Annotated in this window: 23 protein-coding genes and 1 riboswitch; of the genes, 18 read left to right on the top strand and 5 right to left on the bottom strand. The window is 47.9% G+C overall.

Annotated features, from left to right (window positions below; all coding sequences use genetic code 11):
• Window positions 1-283: 283 nt before the first annotated feature.
• The 3 genes from BHK98_RS05730 to BHK98_RS05720 all read left to right on the top strand — a co-directional run bounded on the left by BHK98_RS05730 (window position 284) and on the right by BHK98_RS05720 (window position 3,241).
• Window positions 284-466, top strand: a complete 183-nt coding sequence (locus tag BHK98_RS05730; RefSeq protein WP_143404544.1) for a hypothetical protein — start codon at window positions 284-286, stop codon at window positions 464-466.
• A 61-nt stretch (window positions 467-527) separates the two neighbouring features.
• A complete protein-coding gene (locus BHK98_RS05725; protein WP_075712595.1) occupies window positions 528-1,526 on the top strand; it encodes an SIR2 family protein in 999 nt (332 codons plus the stop codon).
• A gap of 11 nt (window positions 1,527-1,537) precedes the next feature.
• A complete protein-coding gene (locus BHK98_RS05720) occupies window positions 1,538-3,241 on the top strand; it encodes an ATP-binding protein (protein ID WP_075712594.1) in 1,704 nt (567 codons plus the stop codon).
• Window positions 3,242-3,297: 56 nt separating this feature from the next.
• Here the strand turns inward: BHK98_RS05720 and BHK98_RS05715 are convergent, their stop codons facing one another.
• Together BHK98_RS05715 and BHK98_RS05705 are read right to left on the bottom strand one after the other, a co-directional pair.
• Entirely contained in the window at window positions 3,298-4,881 is a 1,584-nt protein-coding gene (locus tag BHK98_RS05715; RefSeq protein ID WP_075712385.1) for a transposase, read from the bottom strand.
• Between the two features lie 617 nt (window positions 4,882-5,498).
• Window positions 5,499-6,710: an IS110 family RNA-guided transposase gene (locus BHK98_RS05705; protein WP_075712592.1), complete on the bottom strand. Its 1,212-nt coding sequence runs from the start codon at window positions 6,708-6,710 to the stop codon at window positions 5,499-5,501.
• A gap of 295 nt (window positions 6,711-7,005) precedes the next feature.
• Here BHK98_RS05705 and BHK98_RS05700 point away from each other — a divergent pair, with 295 nt between their 5' ends.
• Window positions 7,006-7,284 carry a type II toxin-antitoxin system Phd/YefM family antitoxin gene (locus tag BHK98_RS05700; RefSeq protein WP_075712591.1) on the top strand — a complete coding sequence of 93 codons (279 nt, stop codon included), beginning with the start codon at window positions 7,006-7,008 and terminating at the stop codon, window positions 7,282-7,284.
• A gap of 2 nt (window positions 7,285-7,286) precedes the next feature.
• The gene (locus BHK98_RS05695) at window positions 7,287-7,604 is read left to right on the top strand and encodes a type II toxin-antitoxin system RelE/ParE family toxin (protein ID WP_075712590.1); all 318 of its coding nucleotides are present in this window, start codon (window positions 7,287-7,289) and stop codon (window positions 7,602-7,604) included.
• Between the two features lie 69 nt (window positions 7,605-7,673).
• Here the strand turns inward: BHK98_RS05695 and BHK98_RS05690 are convergent, their stop codons facing one another.
• The 3 genes from BHK98_RS05690 to BHK98_RS05680 all read right to left on the bottom strand — a co-directional run bounded on the left by BHK98_RS05690 (window position 7,674) and on the right by BHK98_RS05680 (window position 11,061).
• Complete coding sequence (locus BHK98_RS05690) at window positions 7,674-8,075, bottom strand: hypothetical protein (RefSeq protein ID WP_143404543.1); 402 nt, start codon at window positions 8,073-8,075, stop codon at window positions 7,674-7,676.
• Between the two features lie 371 nt (window positions 8,076-8,446).
• Entirely contained in the window at window positions 8,447-10,102 is a 1,656-nt protein-coding gene (locus BHK98_RS05685; protein ID WP_075712588.1) for a DUF6273 domain-containing protein, read from the bottom strand.
• Window positions 10,103-10,326: 224 nt separating this feature from the next.
• A complete protein-coding gene (locus BHK98_RS05680) occupies window positions 10,327-11,061 on the bottom strand; it encodes a hypothetical protein (protein WP_075712587.1) in 735 nt (244 codons plus the stop codon).
• A 628-nt stretch (window positions 11,062-11,689) separates the two neighbouring features.
• Between BHK98_RS05680 and BHK98_RS05675 the strand changes: the two genes are divergently transcribed.
• From BHK98_RS05675 to BHK98_RS05615, 13 genes are all read left to right on the top strand, one after another.
• Entirely contained in the window at window positions 11,690-12,772 is a 1,083-nt protein-coding gene (locus tag BHK98_RS05675; RefSeq protein WP_075712586.1) for a diaminopimelate decarboxylase family protein, read from the top strand.
• Window positions 12,771-12,876, top strand: a riboswitch (TPP riboswitch). Its footprint overlaps the gene before it by 2 nt.
• A 67-nt stretch (window positions 12,877-12,943) precedes the next feature.
• Window positions 12,944-13,138, top strand: coding sequence for a sulfur carrier protein ThiS (gene thiS / locus BHK98_RS05670; protein ID WP_075712585.1), 195 nt, complete (start codon window positions 12,944-12,946; stop codon window positions 13,136-13,138).
• Between the two features lies 1 nt (window position 13,139).
• Window positions 13,140-13,775, top strand: coding sequence for a sulfur carrier protein ThiS adenylyltransferase ThiF (gene thiF, locus BHK98_RS05665; protein ID WP_075712584.1), 636 nt, complete (start codon window positions 13,140-13,142; stop codon window positions 13,773-13,775).
• Between the two features lie 26 nt (window positions 13,776-13,801).
• On the top strand, window positions 13,802-14,572 hold the full coding sequence (locus tag BHK98_RS05660) for a thiazole synthase (RefSeq protein ID WP_075712583.1): 771 nt from the start codon (window positions 13,802-13,804) through the stop codon (window positions 14,570-14,572).
• Window positions 14,573-14,587: 15 nt separating this feature from the next.
• On the top strand, window positions 14,588-15,841 hold the full coding sequence (gene thiH / locus BHK98_RS05655; protein ID WP_075712582.1) for a 2-iminoacetate synthase ThiH: 1,254 nt from the start codon (window positions 14,588-14,590) through the stop codon (window positions 15,839-15,841).
• Window positions 15,834-16,427: a thiamine phosphate synthase gene (locus tag BHK98_RS05650; RefSeq protein WP_075712581.1), complete on the top strand. Its 594-nt coding sequence runs from the start codon at window positions 15,834-15,836 to the stop codon at window positions 16,425-16,427. Before thiH ends, BHK98_RS05650 begins: the two co-directional genes overlap by 8 nt.
• A gap of 215 nt (window positions 16,428-16,642) precedes the next feature.
• Window positions 16,643-16,795: a Rossmann-fold NAD(P)-binding domain-containing protein gene (locus BHK98_RS05645; protein WP_202816872.1), complete on the top strand. Its 153-nt coding sequence runs from the start codon at window positions 16,643-16,645 to the stop codon at window positions 16,793-16,795.
• A gap of 42 nt (window positions 16,796-16,837) precedes the next feature.
• Window positions 16,838-17,317 carry an Rrf2 family transcriptional regulator gene (locus BHK98_RS05640; RefSeq protein WP_075712580.1) on the top strand — a complete coding sequence of 160 codons (480 nt, stop codon included), beginning with the start codon at window positions 16,838-16,840 and terminating at the stop codon, window positions 17,315-17,317.
• On the top strand, window positions 17,283-18,083 hold the full coding sequence (locus BHK98_RS05635) for a protein-ADP-ribose hydrolase (RefSeq protein ID WP_075712579.1): 801 nt from the start codon (window positions 17,283-17,285) through the stop codon (window positions 18,081-18,083). Before BHK98_RS05640 ends, BHK98_RS05635 begins: the two co-directional genes overlap by 35 nt.
• Complete coding sequence (locus BHK98_RS05630; protein WP_075712578.1) at window positions 18,028-18,939, top strand: SIR2 family NAD-dependent protein deacylase; 912 nt, start codon at window positions 18,028-18,030, stop codon at window positions 18,937-18,939. The genes BHK98_RS05635 and BHK98_RS05630 overlap by 56 nt, the downstream gene beginning before the upstream one ends.
• Before the next feature lie 121 nt (window positions 18,940-19,060).
• A complete protein-coding gene (locus tag BHK98_RS05625) occupies window positions 19,061-19,858 on the top strand; it encodes a carbon-nitrogen hydrolase family protein (RefSeq protein WP_075712577.1) in 798 nt (265 codons plus the stop codon).
• A gap of 282 nt (window positions 19,859-20,140) precedes the next feature.
• A complete protein-coding gene (locus tag BHK98_RS05620) occupies window positions 20,141-20,713 on the top strand; it encodes a nitroreductase family protein (protein ID WP_075712576.1) in 573 nt (190 codons plus the stop codon).
• Window positions 20,714-20,745: 32 nt separating this feature from the next.
• Window positions 20,746-21,786, top strand: coding sequence for a threonine aldolase family protein (locus tag BHK98_RS05615; protein WP_075712575.1), 1,041 nt, complete (start codon window positions 20,746-20,748; stop codon window positions 21,784-21,786).

Below are 21,786 nucleotides of genomic sequence, written 5' to 3'. Positions count from 1 at the left end.
CAGGCGGGACGAAGGAAGTGAGGGCAAGACCCTGGTGGACATAGGAGGTTCGCCGCCATAGAGGAAAGGGGATACGCACGGCCAACAAAAGAGATACAAGACGTATCGCTTAGCGTACCCGAAAAACCTCTAATCCAGCAGAAAATGCAGAAGATGCAGAAGATGCCCATAACCATCGGCTCATCTCGATGAGGATTATGATCAACTACAACAAGAAACCGTTGAGAAATACACAATTTGTATTTGACAATATGAGGAAGAAGATGCTTTCTATCAGATGTGTATGGTTCTTCCTGAAGTCATTGAAAAAGTTGTAAGTGAAATGGAAGATGTACGAGTTCCTAATGATACGGTAGTGGCTGAACTGAGAGACTGGGCGCAGCATTTAGACGGAGATACGGAAGACTTGTCAATAGCAATGGCTGTTTATATGCTGGGGTTCAGTGGATATAATGGATTTTATTAAATTCCATTTTTAAAATTAAGATACAATGTAAATCTATTACTAAAGAAGGGAGTTATGCTAAATGAATTGGACTGAATGCATAGGTGTATTGCAAGGATATTTGGAGAACAATCCTTTGATTGTTTTGGGTTCGGGTGCTTCTATGTCATATGGATTACCATCCATGAAAATTCTTGCTGAAGAAATAAAAAAGTCCGATAGCATTATTTCCGATCCGAATTTTAGTGTTTTCTGCACAGCTATGGATGGTTTGGGGCTTGAGGAAGCGATAGATTCGGTTGAGTTATTGCCCCAAACATTAAACGAAATACGTCGTATTGTTTGGAAGACAGTAAACGAAAGAGATTTAGCATATTTTGATAGTAATCCAACAACTCCTCCTGAAGCATTGGCGGAACTTCTCCACAAGATACTTGCGCCAACTCCGAATAAAGCGGTAATTGTTACAACCAATTATGACCGTTTAGCTGAATATTCTGCAGATCAAGTCGGGGCAACCACGGTAACAGGTTTTGAGGGATGCTTGATTAAAAAATTAGAACTGCCTAATTTGCAGTTGAAAACACGTCGAACTCGTGCCCGTGAACGCGTTGTTGATATTTGGAAAGTACATGGCTCATTGGATTGGTTTATAGCTTCCGATGGAACCGTTGCATCGTTTCCTTTGACACGTAACATACCAAGTGCTTTACAACCACTTATTATTCCTCCTGGAAAGGAAAAGTATAGTGCGACGCACGACGAACCGTATAGGACAGTTATTGCAGAAGCAGATAATGCATTCGTTCAATCAGGTGCGTACTTGTGTATTGGATATGGATTTAATGATGAACATATTCAGCCGAAACTTTTAGCACAAATTTCTAAGGGAAAGCCAATAGTTGTTCTTACAAGAACTATGACTTCAGCTTGTAGGAAACATATTGTCGATGCAGGTATCAAGAAATTTCTGGTATTTGAGTATGCAGATGATACGCATACTAAAGTATATGGTAACGGATGGGAAGAAATGTATGACGGTCAATATTGGCTTTTAGATAATTTCTTGAAAATTTGGTAAGGAGGGATAGAATGAGTATATTTGAATATGCGCCTGAAGAATTGTTGGGTACTGTCGAAAGTGTAGATACATCTACAGTTGTTGTTAAGGTGGAAAACGATGATAAATTGCGCGGTCTGCAAGTCAACCATTTGATCTCTATCCAAAGTTCCAAAATAGGTCAGCATTTGATTGGGTTAGTATCGAAAATTATCCGCAAATCAGCATATAGTGATCCAACAGCAGACATTGTTCCTGAACTTGGGTATAATATCATTAAAGTTATTCTTATAGGAACACACTTTGATAGATCTGCTGGAAAAGAAAACGTATTTCGCCGTTCTTTGGCAACTATTCCAACGATAAATGCAGAATGCCATCTTATCCATGGAGATAGGCTAAAACAATTTATGCAAGCAATATCCTCTATTCCAGCTGGAGAAGATGTTGTTAGCCTGCAAATTGGCAACTATTCGATTGACGAAGATGCTACGGCATGGCTAAATGGAAATAAATTATTTCAAAGGCATGCCGTAATTGTTGGTAGCACAGGTTCTGGAAAATCATGGTGTGTTGCCAAAATTCTTGAGCAAGTTGCGGCTCTCAAATCTGCGGACGCGATACTGTTCGATATTCATGGGGAATATTCGCCATTACAGGGTGATAATTTTACACACTTTAAAGTAGCAGGTCCTAATGACGATATTCAGGAAGGAATGCTATTTCTTCCGTATTGGCTTCTGACCTATGAGGAAATGCTGTCTCTTATGCTTGATCGAAGTGATAATAATGCTCCAAATCAGGCAATGATGTTTAGCAGTGCTGTAATTGATGGTAAAAAAGAATTCCTAAGAAATGCAGGGAAAACCGAAATGGAAGCCAATATTACATTGGATAGCCCTATTCCATATAGCCTTGACAACTTACTTGCTTTTTTGAAATCCAAAGACACTGAAATGGTTTCTGGTTCCAGAGGTGAAAAGCAAGGTCCATACTTTGGTAAATTAACTCGATTTATTCAACGTTTGGAAAGCAAACAGAGAGATAAGCGATTAAATTTTATGTTTTCATCCGAGGATTCTTTACTTAGCTATGATTATATGAGTGAACTATGTAGTGAGTTAATGTTACCTTCTGATTCTGGGAAGAAGGGGGTAAAAATTATTGATTTTTCAGAAGTTCCCTCTGATATTCTTCCACTGATTGTATCTCTTATAGCTCGCGTAATATTCTCTGTGCAACAATGGACGACTGCTGATCGTAGACATCCAATTGCGATTTTTTGCGATGAAGCACATCTGTATATTCCCGCAAATACTGAAAAGAGTATTGACGATGCAAGTTTGGTAACATTTGAACGTATATCGAAAGAAGGAAGAAAATATGGGATTGGCTTGGTTGTAATATCTCAGCGACCTTCCGAAGTGAATAGAACTGTGCTTAGTCAAAGTAATAATTTTATTGCTATGAGACTGACAAATGTAGATGATCAGTCCGTTGTAAAACGTCTCTTACCAGATAGTTTAGGTGACTATGCGGAAATGTTGCCTATTTTAGATATAGGAGAAGCCCTAGTTGTTGGTGATGCAAGCCTGCTTCCGAGCAGAATACGCATTGCTCCACCTAATATGAAACCTCGGAGCGCAACTATTGAGTTTTGGGATGAATGGTCAAAAGAATCAACTACAGTAGATATTGAAAGTGCAATAGAGGCATTGAGAAAGCAGTCGAAGTAAATATTATGCAAATAAATACAGCTTTAGTTAAAATAATACATTCCCAATCTGCCGGACTATACAGTACCGGCAGACGGGGTTGAATCCTTCCGGGGACGACCGCGCTTGCGCTTAGGCTTCGGCTCGGTTTCATCCTTGGGCTTGGGTTTACGCCCACGCTTCTTCGGTGCCGGTTTCGGCACAGGCCTTGCCAGACCGAGTGCTTCAAGCTCATCGAATACGAGTTGCAACGTGTGAACCCAATAGCCATCATCAGTCGCCGGCTCCTCCGGAGCATCTGCCTTTCGCCAGGCAGATGCCAGGTCATCCATCAGCTCGCCGTAGGATATCTTCTCGAGTAATCCTGCGTTCTGGGCCTTGCGGATAATCCGACAGGTGGCAACCGTTGATATGAAATTGATGAATTCGCTGCCGATGACGGAGAAGTCTCCCTGAACATCGGTGTGGTCCAGGCATTCATCGCTCTTGTACCGATTGAAGACCATCTCCAAAAGCCAGCGGTCTTCGTAACAGAGGTATGCGGCTTTTGGTTCCAGATCCTGATCGGATTCAAGAACGATCACTCCGAAAGTTGCCTGCTTCCTAGCATATTTCTCAGGAGAGAAGGTTCCTTTCTTCTGAGCATTCGCCAGATACGAGGCTTCTTCGGCGGATGCCTTCCTGGCATCCTTGAAGGCATACAGGTATCGGCCACCCTTGATCTGCTTCTTCTTGTAGACCACATGGGCATCGATGCCGGACAGCACGCCTTCGAAAGCGAGCATGTCATTGCTCGATATACGTGTGTCATTGCGCTTGATCGGTGTGAGGAAGTGCAGATCCGGACGTTCCTGTAGTTCCTCCTTGATCTTGCTTGGTGGGAATCCCTTGTCAGCGACAATGATCCCTTTGCGGATGTCATTGTCACGGATGAACGCCGGATAACTGCTAGCATCGATGCTGTTGCCGGGGAAGACCTCAGCGCACACCGGCTCCATCCGTTCAATGTCGTAGGCATACAGGACGGATACCTCGCAGATGCCGCGCACTTTTGCCTTGCGGGAGTACGCAGACAGGTCATTGACCTTGCTGTTGTCCTGCTTCAGCATCCCGTCGATGGCAATGTGATGGTCGGCAGCCGTTGCCTTCATTCGCAACTGGTAGAACTGTCTTCGTCTGGATCCGTTCATCCCGATCCGCTGAAGCAGACTGCCGATGGAATTCCTGGACATGGCTGCACCGGGATAATCTTTGCATACGAACGTCCTGAGGTAATGCGTCCGCGCTCGATCCGCTGTAATGGCTGGCTTGATAACCCGGAGGGTAGCCAGAGACATCATTGCATAGACATCGGATGCGTCGTATACCGCAAGCAGATCCTCCTTAAGGTCTGCAGTCACAGACTTGACCAGAGCAGATGCTCCGTAGGACAACATGTCCGGCAAGTCTGCACCCGGATCCTTTTCGGGGAGAGGAACAAACTTGTAGTCAATAATGTGACCGATAACCTTGCCGTTTTTTGGCTGCGGGTTGCCGCCGGGAACGTATTTCGAGGATCCTCGCTGCCGGACAGCATAGCGTTTGGGGCCATCCCCACCGTTGTCATCTACAACGGTATTGACTGGCCGGGGGACCGCTCTGATTTCAGCTGGTACTGGCATAAAAATCAACTCCTTTATATAGTCCTATTATATCATATCTGGACTATATATGGTAGTGCTTTATGCACTTTTTTACAAGAATCTTTCGCAGATTCTGGGGTGCTGCGCCGCCAAAAGGAGCTGTTTTCCAGGGTTGCTTGTCAACTGGTGCCTTGCTTTGAGGCGTAACACGGTATATTTGGCTGGATTACAGGCTTAACCTATAGTCCGGCATTTTGGGAAAGTATTATTTAATACACACTGAGTATGATCCGATTTTTCTTATGCTCAGAAACGGAGGTGATGACAATGAAAGTGCTAACGCCTATTAAGGCAATTCGGGCATACTGCATCGAGTGCAGTGGCGGCATGACTAAAGAGATCAAGTTATGTACTGTTGAGAAGTGCCCGCTATACCCATACAGAATGGGTAATCAGTTCATTGAGATGTTGTTTAAAATTATTATAAGAGAAGGTTGTGAATATAGACGTATCGTGATACAATATGTCTATAAAGCCTGCAAATAAAAAGTCAAGGCGAAAATGAAGAACATTGATAATTTTATACAGGTTGAAAATTAGGTATCAAAACAAGACCACCACCATACTCGTGTTGGTCTGAAAGGATGTTTATGAAGCTATTCTGAGTCCGGAAGAGATAAAAGATATTCTTTCACTCGTCCATAGTAGATTCGTAGAAACTTGTTGGCACCTGCTGTCATGTAGACATAGTAGGGTTTACCCTGAGCTCGTTTCTTATCCAGGAACTGATATACCGGATCATCTTGCGGCATATTCTTGATAAGAGCATCCATTATTTGAAACAGGGTTCTTCGTAGAGCTGCAGATCCACGCTTTGAGGCAGGAACGCTCTTTTGTGCATAGGAACCTGATTCATTTACGCCGGGATTTACGCCGGCAAATGCAGTGATAGCTCCCTTGTGAGTGAAACGTGTGACATCACCGATTTCAGCCATGAGTTGTGGACCGGGCGCTGGCCCAACACCTTTCATATCCATGACGACAGGGTATTCCGGGAGCTTAGATGCAGTATCATTCATGAGCGTGCGAAGTTTCTCGACGGTTGCAGAGGCGTTGTTGAGTTGGTCAATCGCCTGCCTGATGATAAGTTTTGTTATTTCATCCTTTGGAAGTACAGGAACAAGCTCCTTCGCTTTTCCGTAGATTTCCTCAGTTTTTGCCTGACTGAAGTTGTACTTCTTTCTTTTGCACCACTTCTGGTAGTGGTCAATAAAGGCATTAAGAGACATCTTACGAACACAGTCAACATGCCAGTAAGTGGATGCAAAATCAACCCATTTCTGGCTGCCGTCACTACGCGCGGGGCTGTCAAAGTAAGTATTAACGCCAGGATAGGTCTGATCAAGGATGCCGATGAGATTATTCTTCATAGCCGTCCTGTGCTTCATGTAGAAGCCAAACTGACGATTCATGATTTTAAGCTGATTGCGTAATTCATCCATAACACTATACTGTTTCAGATTTTGCCACTTGTCAAGCGCATAGCGTGCAATCTTAACGGCATCCGCCTTATCGGATTTTACTTTACGCAGGGAGTCGTTATCAAAATCCTTGATCAGTTTGGGATTGACGGCGCTGACGAAGAGATTGGCCTTGGAGAACTGATGTGCAAGGACTTCATAGTAACGCCCTGTATGCTCCATTACAATCCGAGATTCACCTTCAATAGAATTGATCAGATCAATAAGTGAGTTGATATCACTGGTTGTGTGCTTGATTTCAAAAGGTGTAGAAACAATTTCACCAAATGGTCTCATGATTGCAACCATGCTTTTACCTTTAGAAACATCGATACCTACTGCGCTCATAATTTTGTCACTCCTTAAGATTATTGCAATGGATAAGTACCAGTTTTACTCATTGCCTATTCAATCTACTGTGGTGTGACACGAATGCACCTGTGGCGATTCAACCTGCATAAAACGAACGCTGCGAATGAGGAGCTGGTTATCAGTCTTTTTAACGGACGCGAGGTCCAAGAAAGGTAGACGATGTACCGATTGCTCCATCATTATACAGTTTAAGCAACAAGATGGATAATTCCTTACTGGCGGTAAGGATTATTAACCACAAATATATTGTAGTAGAATGGAGGTGATTCTGATGTATTCATTACAAGAAACAATTCGTCCGTCAGCGGATCTTAGAAATCATTATAACGAAGTATCAAAACAGTGCCGTGAGAATAATGAGGCTGTAATCATCACTGTAAATGGAAGAGGCGATACAGTTTCTCTTGGTTATGAGGAATACAAGAGAATGAAAGCCAGAATAGAGCTCTTAGAGATTCTGGCCGAAGCGGATGAGGATGTTAAATGCGGAAGGGTAGCTCCGATGAAGGATACCTTCGATGATTTGCGAAGAATCCTTAAGGAGGGCTAGGATTGAAGTATAAAGTTGAAAGAACAGATACGGCCGATTCCCTGATTCATAAGATCGTTTTATTTATAGCGGAGAATTTTGGGAATGATATAGCCCTTGATAGACTGGATTATCTGGAAAAGTCAATTATGAATCTGGGAGATAATCCATACATCGGTGCAGAACCAAGATATAACGTATTAAAGCGCCAAGGATATTTGGTACTGATATTAGAAAAAACTCTTGTCTTTTATAAGGTTGATGATAAGAAAAAAATTATTACGGTTTATGCAGTTGTTGATCAGAGGCAAGATTACCTCAGTATAATTAGAGGATTGTAACGGGGGTGTTTTAGAATCCGCACCCCCGTGTGTGAAGAAATCTCTGTAAATCAGGATTTTCCGTGATAATCAGCTGGAGCCGCTCAGCGCCTCTTCGGCTTCCTCAAGCGTCAGTCCCTCGTTCATCAGCAGATCCAGATAGTACTGGTGACCGTGCCCGGGATACTCCTCCTTGAGCATGTCAGCCATCATGGCATTTTCCTCCTCTTTGGTCAGCTTCCTGTCCGTGATTGGTGGTTTTCCGGAAGTGTAAAATTTGTCTTTTGGAACGGTCACCTTGTCCTTCATGCCGCCGTAATACACATAGAAACTGACGGATTTCTCGGTGGGCACCGTAACCGGTTTCTTCATCGTCCAATCGTCGACGCTCTCTGTATTTCCGTCTTCATAGGTGACATTGCACTCAACATAGACGTTGCCGCTTTTGATGACCTGCCCCGCATAATGGTCTCCCCACCAATGTGCTTCCACTTTGACGACCTTGCCGTGATCCTCTTCGTCCTCATCAGAGCATCCGGTCAGGAGTATACAAACAGGGGCAAATATAGCAGCGGATATGAGAACCCAAAGAGCAATATAAATAATATGTGAATTTCTGATTTGTCCTTTCATGATTTCATTATATCATATCAGGAATTTCATCTCAATTCGTTCTGACAGAAACTCCCCCATCTGCCTGGCAGGAATAACCGGACAGGTCGCACATGGGATGCCGGCGCAACCAAAACCTGTAGCGCTGGCAACTGCATAGACGGGGTTAGTCCGCCAAACATAAAAAATCAAAAAATGCCGGGAAATGTACTGGCCAAGGTCGTTGAACAACCTTGACCAGTATATGTTTTTTATTTAATTTTTGCTTTTCTGGTCGCAGACCATGCGCCGTAGCAGGCAGTTTTACCGACTTTTTTGTAAGCACGGACTTTAACGTAGCAGTATTTCCTGCTTTTTAACTTTTTGATTGTTTTATATGTGGTCTTGCTGGTCGTATATCTCCAGGTCTTCGATCCCTTCAGCCTGTAGCCGACCTGATAGTAAACTCCGCCGGATGCTTTCTTCCATCTGACCGTGACTTTCTTCCTGCCCGCTTTTAGTGCCAGAATCGATACCCTGGCAGGACGACTTTCCAGAGGCGGAACATTAATTTCCTTCAGTTCGGATGAATAGTCTGTTTTCTTATCGCCACCCAGCTGCTCATTAAATACATAGAGCTTATCCCCGGCTTTCTGATCGAATTTGCCATCCAGATTTATGGTTGCCGTTCCGCCGGGGGACACAGGTGTTGCAATGTTTCCGTAATATTTGATATTGCCTTTTGAACCAACTACAATAGCTGAAATGCGCTCCGGGCATTCTCTGGAATCAACAGCAGCACCACTATAGTTCATTTGCAGCATCGCATAGCCGGTCACAGTAACATCACTGATCGAGAATTCATTTCTGTAAGTGTCCCTGACGGTGAATTTCCACTGATCCGTGCTGCTTTTTCCCACTTTCTTCAGAGAATTGGGACCGACTCCTGCCGAGGTCTTGCCTCCCATTGCAGCAGAGGTAAAGATTACTGAATTCAGATCAAGGTTCATTGCCGGGCGAATCGGCATGCGGGCATCCGAACGGTCGCCGAACGGGTTGACAGACCCCCTGAAATAGACGAAGGTCACAAACATGTTTCTGCCCGGCTCCGTAAGCCCGCAGCCAGTGGTGCGAAGCCACCAATCACCTTTCTTCCCTGTGATAAGATCATCGCAGCCAGATTCTCCTCCTTCTTTGACGTAGGCTGTGTTCATAGCCAGCCTCTCAGGCGTCTCTTTATCACAATCTGAAGAAAACCCGTAATCCTCATTACATGCATCTGCGAAGGAAAGGAGAAACAGCTTGTCCTCCGTATCATTGCCTCCCTCTGCATTACCGACACTCTCGTTCACTACAGTGGTGGTCGCAATGGCTCGTCGCTCTTCATAGGAAAAGGCGTTTTTATAGAATCCGGAATATGTGTAGTCGAAAAAATCCGTATGCTTTCTGCAGTTCAGCCAGGCTCTTATCATGCTGTCTTCCCAGGCGTAAGGACCGTACGGTCGGAGATGACTATTCACATCGAGGTTTGTATCGGAAAGCAGGAACAGTTTTTTGCCGGAGTTGGAAAGGACACGCCATTTCACAGGCTCCACCTTGCAGTAATCTATCGTGTCACCATTGGAACACTTAAAAATTGTTCCGTCGCTGTCTACACATATTTCTCCCCGTTCAGGACTGCTGGGCACCGTCTTTGGGGAGTACGCCGATTGCGGGTAATTTCCATACCAAACTGTACCATCTTTAGTTCCGCCGCCTCCGGAAATCTGTGGTGCCTCACCATTTCTCACCAGATTGATGGCGGGATCACCGGAGGCCGCATTGACGTACTCCGCTGCCTCCGGTATCAGCGGCATCATGGTAAATACCATGGCGATACTGAACACTGTCATAAAGGTGTGTTTCCCTATTCCTTTTATTCTAATCATAATAGAGTTCCTCCTCTTTTATCTATGATTTGTGCTGGAGTGATAATGGGGACTCCATATAGTGTCTGCCGGCGCACCCTTCCATTGGATGGTGCGTCGCGGCGCTGCTGACAAACTGCCGTCAGCGCCCATTAAGTCCGACGGGGACATAATGAGCGGACACTAACTAAGCTTGGGCTTTAGGTCCGTGCACCATAGTATGTTTATGAAGATGCTCCCTTGAATCAATTCTCGCCGCATGTAGGTGGAACGAAGAGCATGCGGATTCTCTCTCCCCGCTTTGCATGGTTAAGAAGATTTTCTATTTTGTTTAACGTCTTCTCATCGTAGTAACCCTTCACGAGTTTTCCGGTCACGCCTTCCGGATCCGTGTTCGTCAGAATACCGACGGCCGCCTCGCGCCGTATGCCTTTCTCATCTCTGTTTAATTCCTTCTCTATCTTAGAAATGAGCCGCCGGATATCTTCACCTTCGTAAGCTCCGCCGATTTCCAGTCCCCGCCTGTACATGAATCCGCGCTCCGGAACCTTCATAACGGTGGTTTTGAAATTCATCTTGTAGCGTATCGTTCCCGCATACGGATGATCGGTGCGGATAATGAGGTAAAAATCATAACGCCAGAAAACGTCTTTATACTTTTCCTGCGTAAGTTGTCCAAACCCTCTCGGGCTGTACTGGCCGCCTTCCTCGGACCAGTATTCGTCGACCTCCAATGCCATGCTGTTCACCTGGTCAAAGCGGATCACATATGGCTCGCGTTCTCTGAAAGTCTCTTCCGGGCCTTCCGCAACTACGAAGCATCTGCGGGCTTCATCGTAAATAAACTGCATCGCCGTTCGATATTTCTTTACGCCCCAGGCTTTTGTCACCTGAAACTGCTCCAGCAGCTTACGATTTTCTTGTTTTGCTGCGATTTCCTCTGGAGAGGCTGTCTTATTTTTCCTTGAAAACAGACCCATACGATCCTCCTCATTTTGTAAATACTACAGAAACTATTCATAGCTGGAAAACCCGACGGAGTTCATGCTTACACCGGCGTTTTCGGTTTTTTGGTTTTCCATGAATCCTGAACTCTTTATATCACCGTACATTCTTCCTTCGTCATCGTGCGCTTCAGCCTGACAAAGCGAGTTGCAGCATGATGCTCTTATCTGCATTGTACTATGAAATGAAAATAGACCACCAGTACCCTTGGGGTACTTTTTGAATATTCCCTGCGGGAAAATCAATATGTCCGCAGCCTTTTCCGGAGACCGATTCTTAACCCGATGCGGTTCGGCATGGAGTACCTCTGACCGAGAGAAAGACTGTCAGAATAATGCAGCATAACCCTGTCAGTCCGATCAGAGAGAATCGCGCACCGAGGGAAACAGCAGCGAGCACAGTGGGTAATTTATTACCCGGTTATCAGAAGAGTGCTGTTTAGGGACTACTCAGAATTCAAATCTGATATATAATGTTGGCAGGAAGACTGCAGGATTCCCCGAACCCGGGCACTGCTCATGAGGGCGGAAGGACAAGGCCGAAAGCGCAAATGTCTTATACTGAGCACACGTTAAATGAGCAGAAAGGCGGAAAGGAGCACTGATGAACAACATTGAATTTCTGAAAAAGCACGCGCCGTGTTATGTCTATGACAGAGCGCCGGTAATCCGGAACTGCAGCAGACTGACGACGGCGATTCCACAGGTGAAATTCCTGTATTCGGTCAAGACGAATCCTTTCAGGCCTCTGCTAGGGCTGGTGCGGAAGCAGGGCTTCGGCGCGGATGCGGCGTCTTCCGGTGAGGTGCTTCGAGCGGAGGAGGCCGGAATGAGCAGAAATGCGGTGTTCTATTCTGCGCCCGGGAAGACTGCGAGCGATATCCGGAACGCATATGGGAAATGCGTTTTTATCGCGGACAGCCTGCATGAACTGGAGCTTCTGAATACTGTGGCGGCGGAGCACCATGAAGTGCTTTCTGTCGGTATCAGAGTAAATCCGATGTCCGCCTTCGAGGAAGAACTGCGGCCGTCAGGGTTCGGAGTCGATGAGGAACTGCTCGGGACAGTAAGCGCCGGAATGGAGAGGCTCACACATCTGAGAATTGTGGGGGTTCATGTCCATGTCCGCTCTCAGGTGCTGAGCACAGGACAGCTGGAACAATATTACGGGCAATGCTTTGAACTGGCGGTTCGCGCCGGCGGGCTGCGCGGAATCGATATCCGTTTCGTGAACTTCGGCAGCGGGATCGGGATGGTTTATGACCGGACTTCCCAGGCGGAGGTGGATCTGTCCAGGCTCTCTGCGGCGTTTGACGGAATCCGGAAACGGAATGCGGAAACCCTGAACGCGGAGCTGTATATCGAGACGGGCAGATTTATCGTCGGAAACGCGGGAAGGTATTATACGCCGGTTGTGGATATCAAGGAGTCCCGGGGAACAAAGTATCTGATCGTCAGGAACGGGCTGAACGGGTTTGCGAGACCGGCGATAGCGCAGTGTCTGAAGAGCGCGGCCGGAAAGTATCCGGAGCAGGGGATGGAGCCCCTGTATACCTGCGGAAATGAGGTTTCCTTGCGGATTTTAAACGACGAGACGCAGGCGGAGGAAGTGACGCCTGAAACGGCGTCGATTTTTTTGAAAATATCGAACTTGATAAATATGTCATGCGGGTGTACACTGATATAGAATAGGACAGGGAAGCCCGCGTGGAGGGCTGAGAGGAAGCACAGGCTTCGGCCCTTTTACCTGATGCGGATAATGCCGCCGTAGGGAGTCTTAAAGAGAGGATCTTTACAGGAGGCGTTCGGAAACGGCCTCCTGTTTTATTGCAGTTGAAGGGAGGAGGTGTGATTACAGATGGTGAAGATAAACGGTAAAAATGCAGACGCTGCAGGAAAGACTGTAGAGGAATATATAGAGTCAGCAGGTTATCAGAAATCCCGTATAGTAGTTGAGCTTAACCAGGCTGTACTCCCCAAAGCGGAGTATGAGTGCACGCGCATCAAAGACGGTGACGTTATCGAAATTGTGGGATTTGTAGGAGGCGGTTGATATGGTGCCTTCAAGAGAGGAAATGGAAACGGCGCTTGCGGCCAGACATGGAACAGAGCTCCAGAAAAAATTCTGTGCGGCATCGGTAGCAGTCTGCGGTCTTGGCGGATTGGGGAGCAATGTGTGTCTGTGCCTTGCAAGAGCCGGGATTGGACATCTGCATATCATAGACTTCGACAGTGTGGACATCTCGAATCTGAACAGGCAGCAGTATGCTGCGGATCAGATCGGAATGTCCAAGGCAGAAGCGATGACAAAGAACCTGAAAGCGGCGGCGCCTTACTGTGACATAAAGGCGGATCGGATGATGATAAGCCCTGAGAATATAGATGGCCTGTTTGATGATGAGGATATTATTATCGAAGCGTTCGATGCTCCGGAGCAGAAGGCAATGCTGACCGAAGAAGTTTTGACGAGGTATCCGGATAAATACTTTATAGCGGCAGCGGGCATGGCCGGGCTCGGATCTGCGAATGACATCAGGACGCAGAGGATCGGAAAGAGGTTTTATCTTTGCGGCGATGGCGTCAGCGATGTCGCAGAACTTGGAAGCCTGTTTTCTGCGCGTGTCATGACATGTGCGGCACATGAGGCGACCGTAGCACTCCGTATTATTGCGGGAGAGTATGAAGCATAGGATCCGGCTGAAGAGGGAGACATATTATGAACAAAGACAAATTAGTGATACAGGGACATGAATTCGATTCACGTTTCATTCTGGGATCCGGGAAATATTCCATGGATCTTATAAATGCGGCGGTCAGGGATGCCGGTGCACAGATAATAACTGTCGCGGTAAGGCGAGCCAATACAAAAAAAGAGGAAAACATCCTTGATCACATCCCTGAAGGGGTGACGCTTCTTCCGAATACGTCCGGAGCGAGGGATGCCGATGAGGCGGTGCGTATTGCGAGGCTTGCGCGCGAGCTCGGGTGCGGTGATTTTGTCAAGATCGAAATAATGAGAGACAGCAAGTATCTGCTGCCGGATAATAAAGAAACTGTAAAGGCAACCGAAGTCCTTGCGAATGAAGGTTTTGTAGTAATGCCGTATATGTTTCCCGATCTTAACGATGCGCGGGATATGGTGAATGCCGGTGCGGCGACAGTGATGCCTCTTGCAAGTCCTATAGGTTCAAACAAGGGCCTGGCGACAAAAGAGTTTATTCAGATACTGATCGATGAGATCGATGTTCCTGTCATTGTAGACGCCGGGATAGGCAGACCGTCGCAGGCATGCGAGGCGATGGAAATGGGCGCTGACGCAATAATGGCAAATACTGCTCTGGCTACGGCGGGAGATCTCCCGGCGATGGCCGGCGCGTTCAAGCTTGCGATAGAAGCGGGCCGCAAAGCATATATTGCCGGTCTCGGAAGGGTGCTTACGAGAGGGGCGCAGGCATCAGATCCGCTCACGGGATTTCTGCGTGATTAGGAGGCGAAAGATATAATGGAAAATGAATTCCTTATGGATACCGGAAATTTGTCTGAGCAGGCGCTTGCCAGGAAACACCGGCTGGAAAACGATCCTTCCTCCAGAACTGACCACATGGAATACATGGAGGATATGGACCGGATAGATCCCGGTATAAGAGAAGCGGTTCTGTTTGAGATGAAAAATTACGATTATGATAAATACACGGCAAGAGATGTCATGACGGCACTCCGACGGGATAAGTGCGGAATTGAGGATTTCAAAGCGCTCCTGTCACCGGCGGCAGAACCATTCCTTGAGCAGATGGCGCATAAAGCGCAGATAGAGACGGGCAGACACTTCGGCAACACTGTATACATTTTCACACCGCTGTACATCGCGAATTATTGCAGTAATTACTGCATCTACTGCGGGTTTAACTGCTATAACAATATCAGGAGACTTAAACTGGATCACAGTCAGATTGAACACGAAATGAAAGTGATCGCCGATTCGGGGATCGAAGAGATACTGATACTGACAGGAGAGAGCAGCTCCGAGAGTCCTGTCGAATATATAGGCGATGCCTGCAGACTTGCGAGAAAATATTTCAGGAACGTCGGATTGGAAATATATCCGGTCAATGTGAAAGAGTATAAATATCTGCATGAGTGCGGAGCGGATTATATAACGGTATTTCAGGAAACCTACGATACGGATAAGTACGAAAAGCTCCATCTGCTCGGCCATAAGCGCGTATGGCCTTACAGATTCGAGGCCCAGGAGAGGGCTCTTATGGGAGGCATGAGAGGCGTTGGCTTTTCAGCTCTTCTCGGGCTTGCCGATTTCAGAAAGGATGCGTTTGCGACCGGGATGCACGTATACCATATCCAGAGAAAATATCCTTATGCGGAAATGTCGATATCATGTCCGAGGCTGAGGCCGATAGTGAATAACGAGAAGATCAGTCCTCTCGATGTGCATGAAAAGCAGCTCTGTCAGATCATATGTGCATACAGGATATTTCTGCCGTTTGCACAAATCGTAGTATCATCCCGTGAGAATGCAGGATTCAGGAATGGTATAACGAAGATAGCATGTACAAAGGTCTCTGCGGGTGTTTCTACGGGGATAGGTGATCACGAGAGCAAGTACACGGGAACCTGCAGTGAAGAGAGTGAAGGCGATGAGCAGTTCGAGATCGCAGATGCGAGAAGCTTTGACAGCATGTATGCTGATTTGTCTGATGAAGGACTGCAGCCGGTCCTGAATGATTACATTTATGTCTGATATATTGTGTGTGACGAACCGCTCCCTCTGCAGAGGTGACTTCCTGGAGAAAATAGGACAGATAGGGGATGCCCGTCCAAAGGCGATCATTCTTCGCGAGAAGGAGCTTGAGAAAATTGAATATGAGGATCTCGCACGCGAGTTTATAAAGGTGTGTGAAGCTCATGGAACAAAGCCTGTTCTGCACAGTTACCCTGAAGTCGCAAGGCGACTCGGAGCAGACGCTCTGCATATGCCGCTCCCGGGGCTTCGTGAGATGGCTGAGAGTGACAGACTTGCGTTTGGCATTCTGGGAGCGTCCTGTCATTCAGTCGAAGATGCGCTTGAAGCGGAGATGCTCGGCTGCACTTACATTACGGCAGGTCACGTGTTCGAGACTGATTGTAAGAAGGGACTTGAACCCCGTGGAATCGATTTTCTCAGGAGTGTATGTGATGTGTCCGGTATACCGGTATATGCAATCGGAGGTATCGGTCCGGAAAATATTGCGGAGGTCAGGGCCGCAGGAGCTTCCGGCGCATGTCTGATGAGCGGGTTCATGCAGACCGGTAATGTAAAGGGGTTTATGAAAGCGCTTGAGATTTGAAAAACCGACGCCAAAACCGGCGCCGGATTTTTTTTGTAAAAAAATAATTGTAACTATTGACATTACAACTGAGCCGTGCTATATTGAAGATGTAAACAATATTATTTCAACTCGAACAGGCCTGAAACGTGAAATTGTCGACAGGTGATGAACTTAAAGCGGACAGGCAAAAGAAACAGAAAAAACAGTAATGAAAAAGCATGGAGGAAAAAACAATGAAGAAGATCGCAGTAGTGGCAGCAAACGGAAAAGAAGGAAGACTCATCACTGAAGAAGCGGTAAAAAAAGGATTTGATGTGACCGCGGTTGTAAGATCGGAAAACCGGACGGCGGCGCAGAACCGGTTTGACTGTTTTTGTGTAAAGTGATATATTGCAACTATCACAAGAATGACAACAGGGAGGATGCAGATGCAGATTACAAGCAAGTTTACAATCGCGGTGCACACCATTACGGCGCTGGATTATTTCAGGGATATGGACCGGGTCAACAGCGAGTTTCTGGCAGGCAGCATAGGCGTCAATCCGGTGATCGTCCGGAATGTTCTGTCGCAGCTGCGTCGGGCGGGAATTGTGAATACAAGGCGGGGGAGCAGCGGCGCCACGCTGGCGAGACCGCTGGAGGAGATTACTCTGTATGACCTCTACCGGGCGGTTGGGAGCGTCGATGAAGAGGAGGGACTGTTTCATTTTCATGAGCAGCCGAACGCCGCGTGCCCGGTCGGAAGGAATATTCATAAGGTGATGGATGCGAGACTGGCGGCTGTGCAGCAGACTATGGAAAACGAACTGAAAAAAATGACGATGGCGGACGTGGTGTCGGAGATCCGGGAAGTGATCGACAGGGAGAATAAGGATGAATCATCAGCAGGAGAGAGAATATCTGATTAAGTATTTGCTTAAGGAAAACAAAAACTGTCGGGGACTGGAGATCCCCGGAACCGACGGGGAGCAGAGGGATCTGCTTCGCGCCTTGATGAATGTGCGCATGCCGGGACCGGCATCCCCGGAGTTTCTGAGGATTCAGGATGACTATCTCGGTGAGGAGCTTCGCCTTCGCGGCGTGGTTTCCGGGGACGAGTGGGAGGATTGCGGCGAAAATATTTTCCTCTGGCAGGGAGACATCACCAGACTTCGTGTGGACGCCATCGTAAACGCTGCCAACAGCGGAATGACTGGATGCTATCAGCCGCTCCATAATTGTATCGATAACTGTATTCACACCTTCGCAGGCGTGCAGCTCCGGTACATCTGCGGCAAGATAATGGACGAGCAGGGACATGCAGAGCCGACAGGGCAGGCGAAAGTCACGCCCGGTTATAACCTGCCGTGCAGGGCTGTGATCCATACGGTGGGGCCCATCGTTCGGGGAGCGCTGACAAAAGAAGACGAGCGGCTTCTGGCGTCCTGTTATGAGTCGTGTCTGCGCGCGGCAGAGGAAAACGGATTCAGGAGCATTGCCTTCTGCTGTATTTCCACAGGCGTCTTCGGATTTCCGCAGCGTCGGGCGGCGGAAATCGCGGTGAGAACAGTCCGGAAATACAGGGAAGAAAAAGGCGGCGCGATTAAAGTCGTGTTCAATGTTTTTAAGGATGAGGATTATGAAATATACAGAAAATTACTCGGACCAAATCAGGGCGCTGAGAAGAGAAACTGACAGCGCGGATGCGGTGATTATCGGTGCGGGTGCAGGCCTTTCCGTATCTGCCGGATATGTTTATACCGGAGAGCGTTTCGACAAATACTTTGGTGACTTCGCCGCAAAGTACCACTTCAGCGACATGTATTCCGGCGGTTTTTATCCGTATCCTGATAAGGAGACCTTCTGGTCGTTCTGGAGCAGATATATCTGGATCAACCGTTATGCACCGATTCCCAGCGACACCTATGATATGCTGCTGGAGTTGGTGAAGGACAAGGATTACTTTGTTCTGACCACCAATGTGGATCATTGCTTTCAGAGAACCGGCTTTGACAGGGAACGGCTCTTCTATACACAGGGGGACTATGGTTTGCTGCAGAGTTCCGATCCGCACGGCGCTTCGGCGCATAAGACCTACGAGAACAAAGAAATCATCCGGAAGATGGTGCTTGCCCAGGGGTATGAGATTGCGGAGGATAACGAGCTGCTCGTTCCCGAAACCGCAGAGCTTGCCATGAGGATTCCGACAGAGCTGATTCCATACTGCCCGGATGACGGAGAGCCGATGACGACTAACCTGCGCGCGGATGACAACTTTGTGGAGGACAAAGGGTGGTACAGGGCGGCGGAGCGCTATTCGGAATTCCTGAGAGAACATGAGAACGGGAAGGTGCTCTTCCTGGAATGCGCAGTCGGCATGAACACACCCGGCATAATCAAATTCCCCTTCTGGAGGATGACCGCGCAATGGCCGTATGCGATCTATGCCTGCCTGAACCGCGGCGAGGCTTATGCTCCGGAAGAAATACGGGAAAAGTCCATTTGCATTGACGGCGACATCAGGAGGACTCTGTCTCTCCTTGTCAGATGAGCGTTTCGTCCAGCAGAAAATCCGGCTTCTGCTGACGAAATCCGATGGAATTTAAAAGTCAACTGGCCTATTGATAACTTGGATAATGTCTTTAAACACAGACAGCAGGGAGGAAAAATCCATGAAACTTGCAATGGTACAGATGAGCAATGCGGGAACTGTAGAGAGAAATCTGAAGAAAAGTATTGACGCAATCAGAACGGCGGCACGGGAAGGAGCGGATTTGATTTTGTTCCCGGAGGTGCAGCTTACGGAATTTTTCCCGCAATATCCGGGCGGAGACGCGACCTCGTATGGGCTTGAGCTTGACTCAGAGACCGTGAACAGTATTCGCACTGCCTGCCGGGAAGGCGGGATCGCCGCAGTGCCCAATATCTATCTGATGGAGAATGAAAAGTATTACGATGCAAGTATTCTGATCGACAGAAACGGAGAGATTGTCGGCGTTCAGAAAATGGTTCATGTGGCACAGGCAGAACAGTTTTATGAGAAGGATTATTATACACCGTCCGATACGGGGTTTCAGGTGTTTGATACAGAGCATGGCCGTATTGGGATTGTGGTGTGCTTTGACCGGCACTACCCTGAAAGCATCCGGACCGAAAGTCTCATGGGAGCGGATCTTATCCTGGTTCCGACGGTGAATACAAAGAGCGAGCCTCTGGAAATCTTTGAATGGGAAATCAGAATTCAGGCGTTCCAGAGCAGTGTGGCAATTGCAATGTGCAACCGCGTCGGGAAAGAAGGAGAGATGGATTTCGCCGGAGAATCCATGGTGGCGGATGCCCGTGGAAACTGCGTTGTGAAAGCAGATGACAGCGAACAGATCGTATATGCGGACATCGATATGAAAGCGTCGAAACGGGAACGGAGCAGAAGGCCGTATACGATGCTGAGACGAAAAGAGCTGTATGGGTAGTCTCTGATGCCTCTGTGCCAACAAGACAAAGAATTCTTTTCGTGTGTGAGAGCAGGGAAATGTGGTATCATTAAGTAGTATCTGCGCATTAAGTCCCCGTCGGACTTAATGGGCGCTGACGGCAGTCTGTCAGCAGCGCCGCGGCGCACAATCCAATGGAAGAGTGCGCCGGCAGACCCTACTTGATGCCTGTGCTCAGGGATTCGGCCGATTCCGAATCCCGCTGCGCAGAGTTTTCCGTATCGACGGCGGACAGGCCGGAGGATGAACAGGAGGTGCCTTATGGCGATTACAGATGCTCTCGGGATGAGAAGAAGTTATTATCAGCTGAACAGAGAACTGCCGGTTTCAGTCGGCGAGGTGAAAAAACTGATTGAAGAGGTCACTGAACTTGTTCCGGACGCCTTCAACATGAAGAGCGCACGGGTCGTCACTGCGCTGGGAAGCAGGCAGGATGAACTTTGGGACGGCGTTTATAACGCTTTTGAGGGGAAGGTGGCCAGAGAGAAGATCGACGGGTTCAAAGCAGCCGCCGGAACGATTCTCTATTTCTATGACGAGGCTGTTGTGAAGGAGAAGCAGGAGCAGTTCCCGCTGTATGCCGCTAATTTCCCGGTCTGGGCAAATCAGGCGAACGGTATGCTCCAGATTAACGTCTGGACAGCGCTTCGCGAAATCGGCGTCGGCGCAAACCTGCAGCACTACAATCCGGTCATTGACGACACGGTCAGAAGGATGTTCGACATTCCGGAGAGCTGGAAACTGATCGCGCAGATGCCGTTCGGCGGCATCGCCGCAGAGCCGGAACCGAAGGAAAAAGAAGATATTTCAAATCGGGTGAAATTCTGCGAATAGCAGGATAACCGAAATCCCTGAGGAGGCGCGTTATGTTTTCATTTGAATGTGATTATCATGAGGGAGCGCATCAGTCGGTGCTGCTGAAACTCATTGAAACCAATATGGAGCAGCTTCCGGGCTACGGCGAGGACCATTATACCCGGGAAGCCGCGGACCTGATCCGGGAGGCGTGCGGATGTCCCGACGGGCAGGTTTACTTCTTTGCGGGAGGAACACAGACCAATGTTACGGTCATCGACTCGATTCTGCGCCCGTATGACGGTATCATCTCCGCGGAAACCGGTCATGTGAACTGTCATGAAGCGGGCGGCGTGGAATACACCGGACACAAGGTTCTGACGATTCCGTCCGAGGACGGAAAGATAGCTCCGGAACGGCTGAGAAAACTTCTGGTGGATTTCTATGACGATGAAGCCTGGGAACATATGGTGTTTCCCGGCGGTGTTTACGTATCACATCCGACTGAGCTCGGGACGCTTTACACCCGGTCGGAGCTTACCGCAATTGCGGAGATCTGCCGCGAGTGCAGAATTCCTCTTTATCTGGACGGAGCGCGTATGGGGTACGGACTGGCCAGTGACGCAAGCGATCTGACGCTGAAGGATATCGCGAAAATCGTGGATGTGTTCTATATCGGCGGAACCAAGGTCGGCGCCCTCTGCGGCGAGGCGGTCGTATTTCCGCGGGGAAATGCGCCCGAACACTTCTTCACAATTATGAAACAGCGGGGCAATGTCTTCGCTAAAGGCCGTGTTGTGGCAGTTCAGTTCCTTGCGCTGTTCACGGACGGTCTGTATTTCCGGCTTGGAGAGCAGGCTCTGGATATGGCGGAGGAACTGAAACAGGTTTTCCTGGAACGGGGATTCAGGTTTTACGTGGAGTCTCCCACCAATATGCAGTTCTTTGTTGTAGAGAATGAGCTTGTCAGAAAACTTCATGAGCATGTCGGCTTTGAGGTTTCCGGCAAGTATGACGAGACGCATTCCATCCTGCGGTTCTGCACCAGCTGGGCGACGACGCGCGAGGATATCCGCCGCCTGGCCGGGATTCTGGACGAGGTCGCACGGTAG

The sequence above is a fragment of the Hornefia porci genome (assembly GCF_001940235.1).
Classification (GTDB): Bacteria; Bacillota; Clostridia; order Peptostreptococcales; family Anaerovoracaceae; genus Aminicella; species Aminicella porci.
This window is presented reverse-complemented; position numbering and strand designations above follow the sequence as displayed.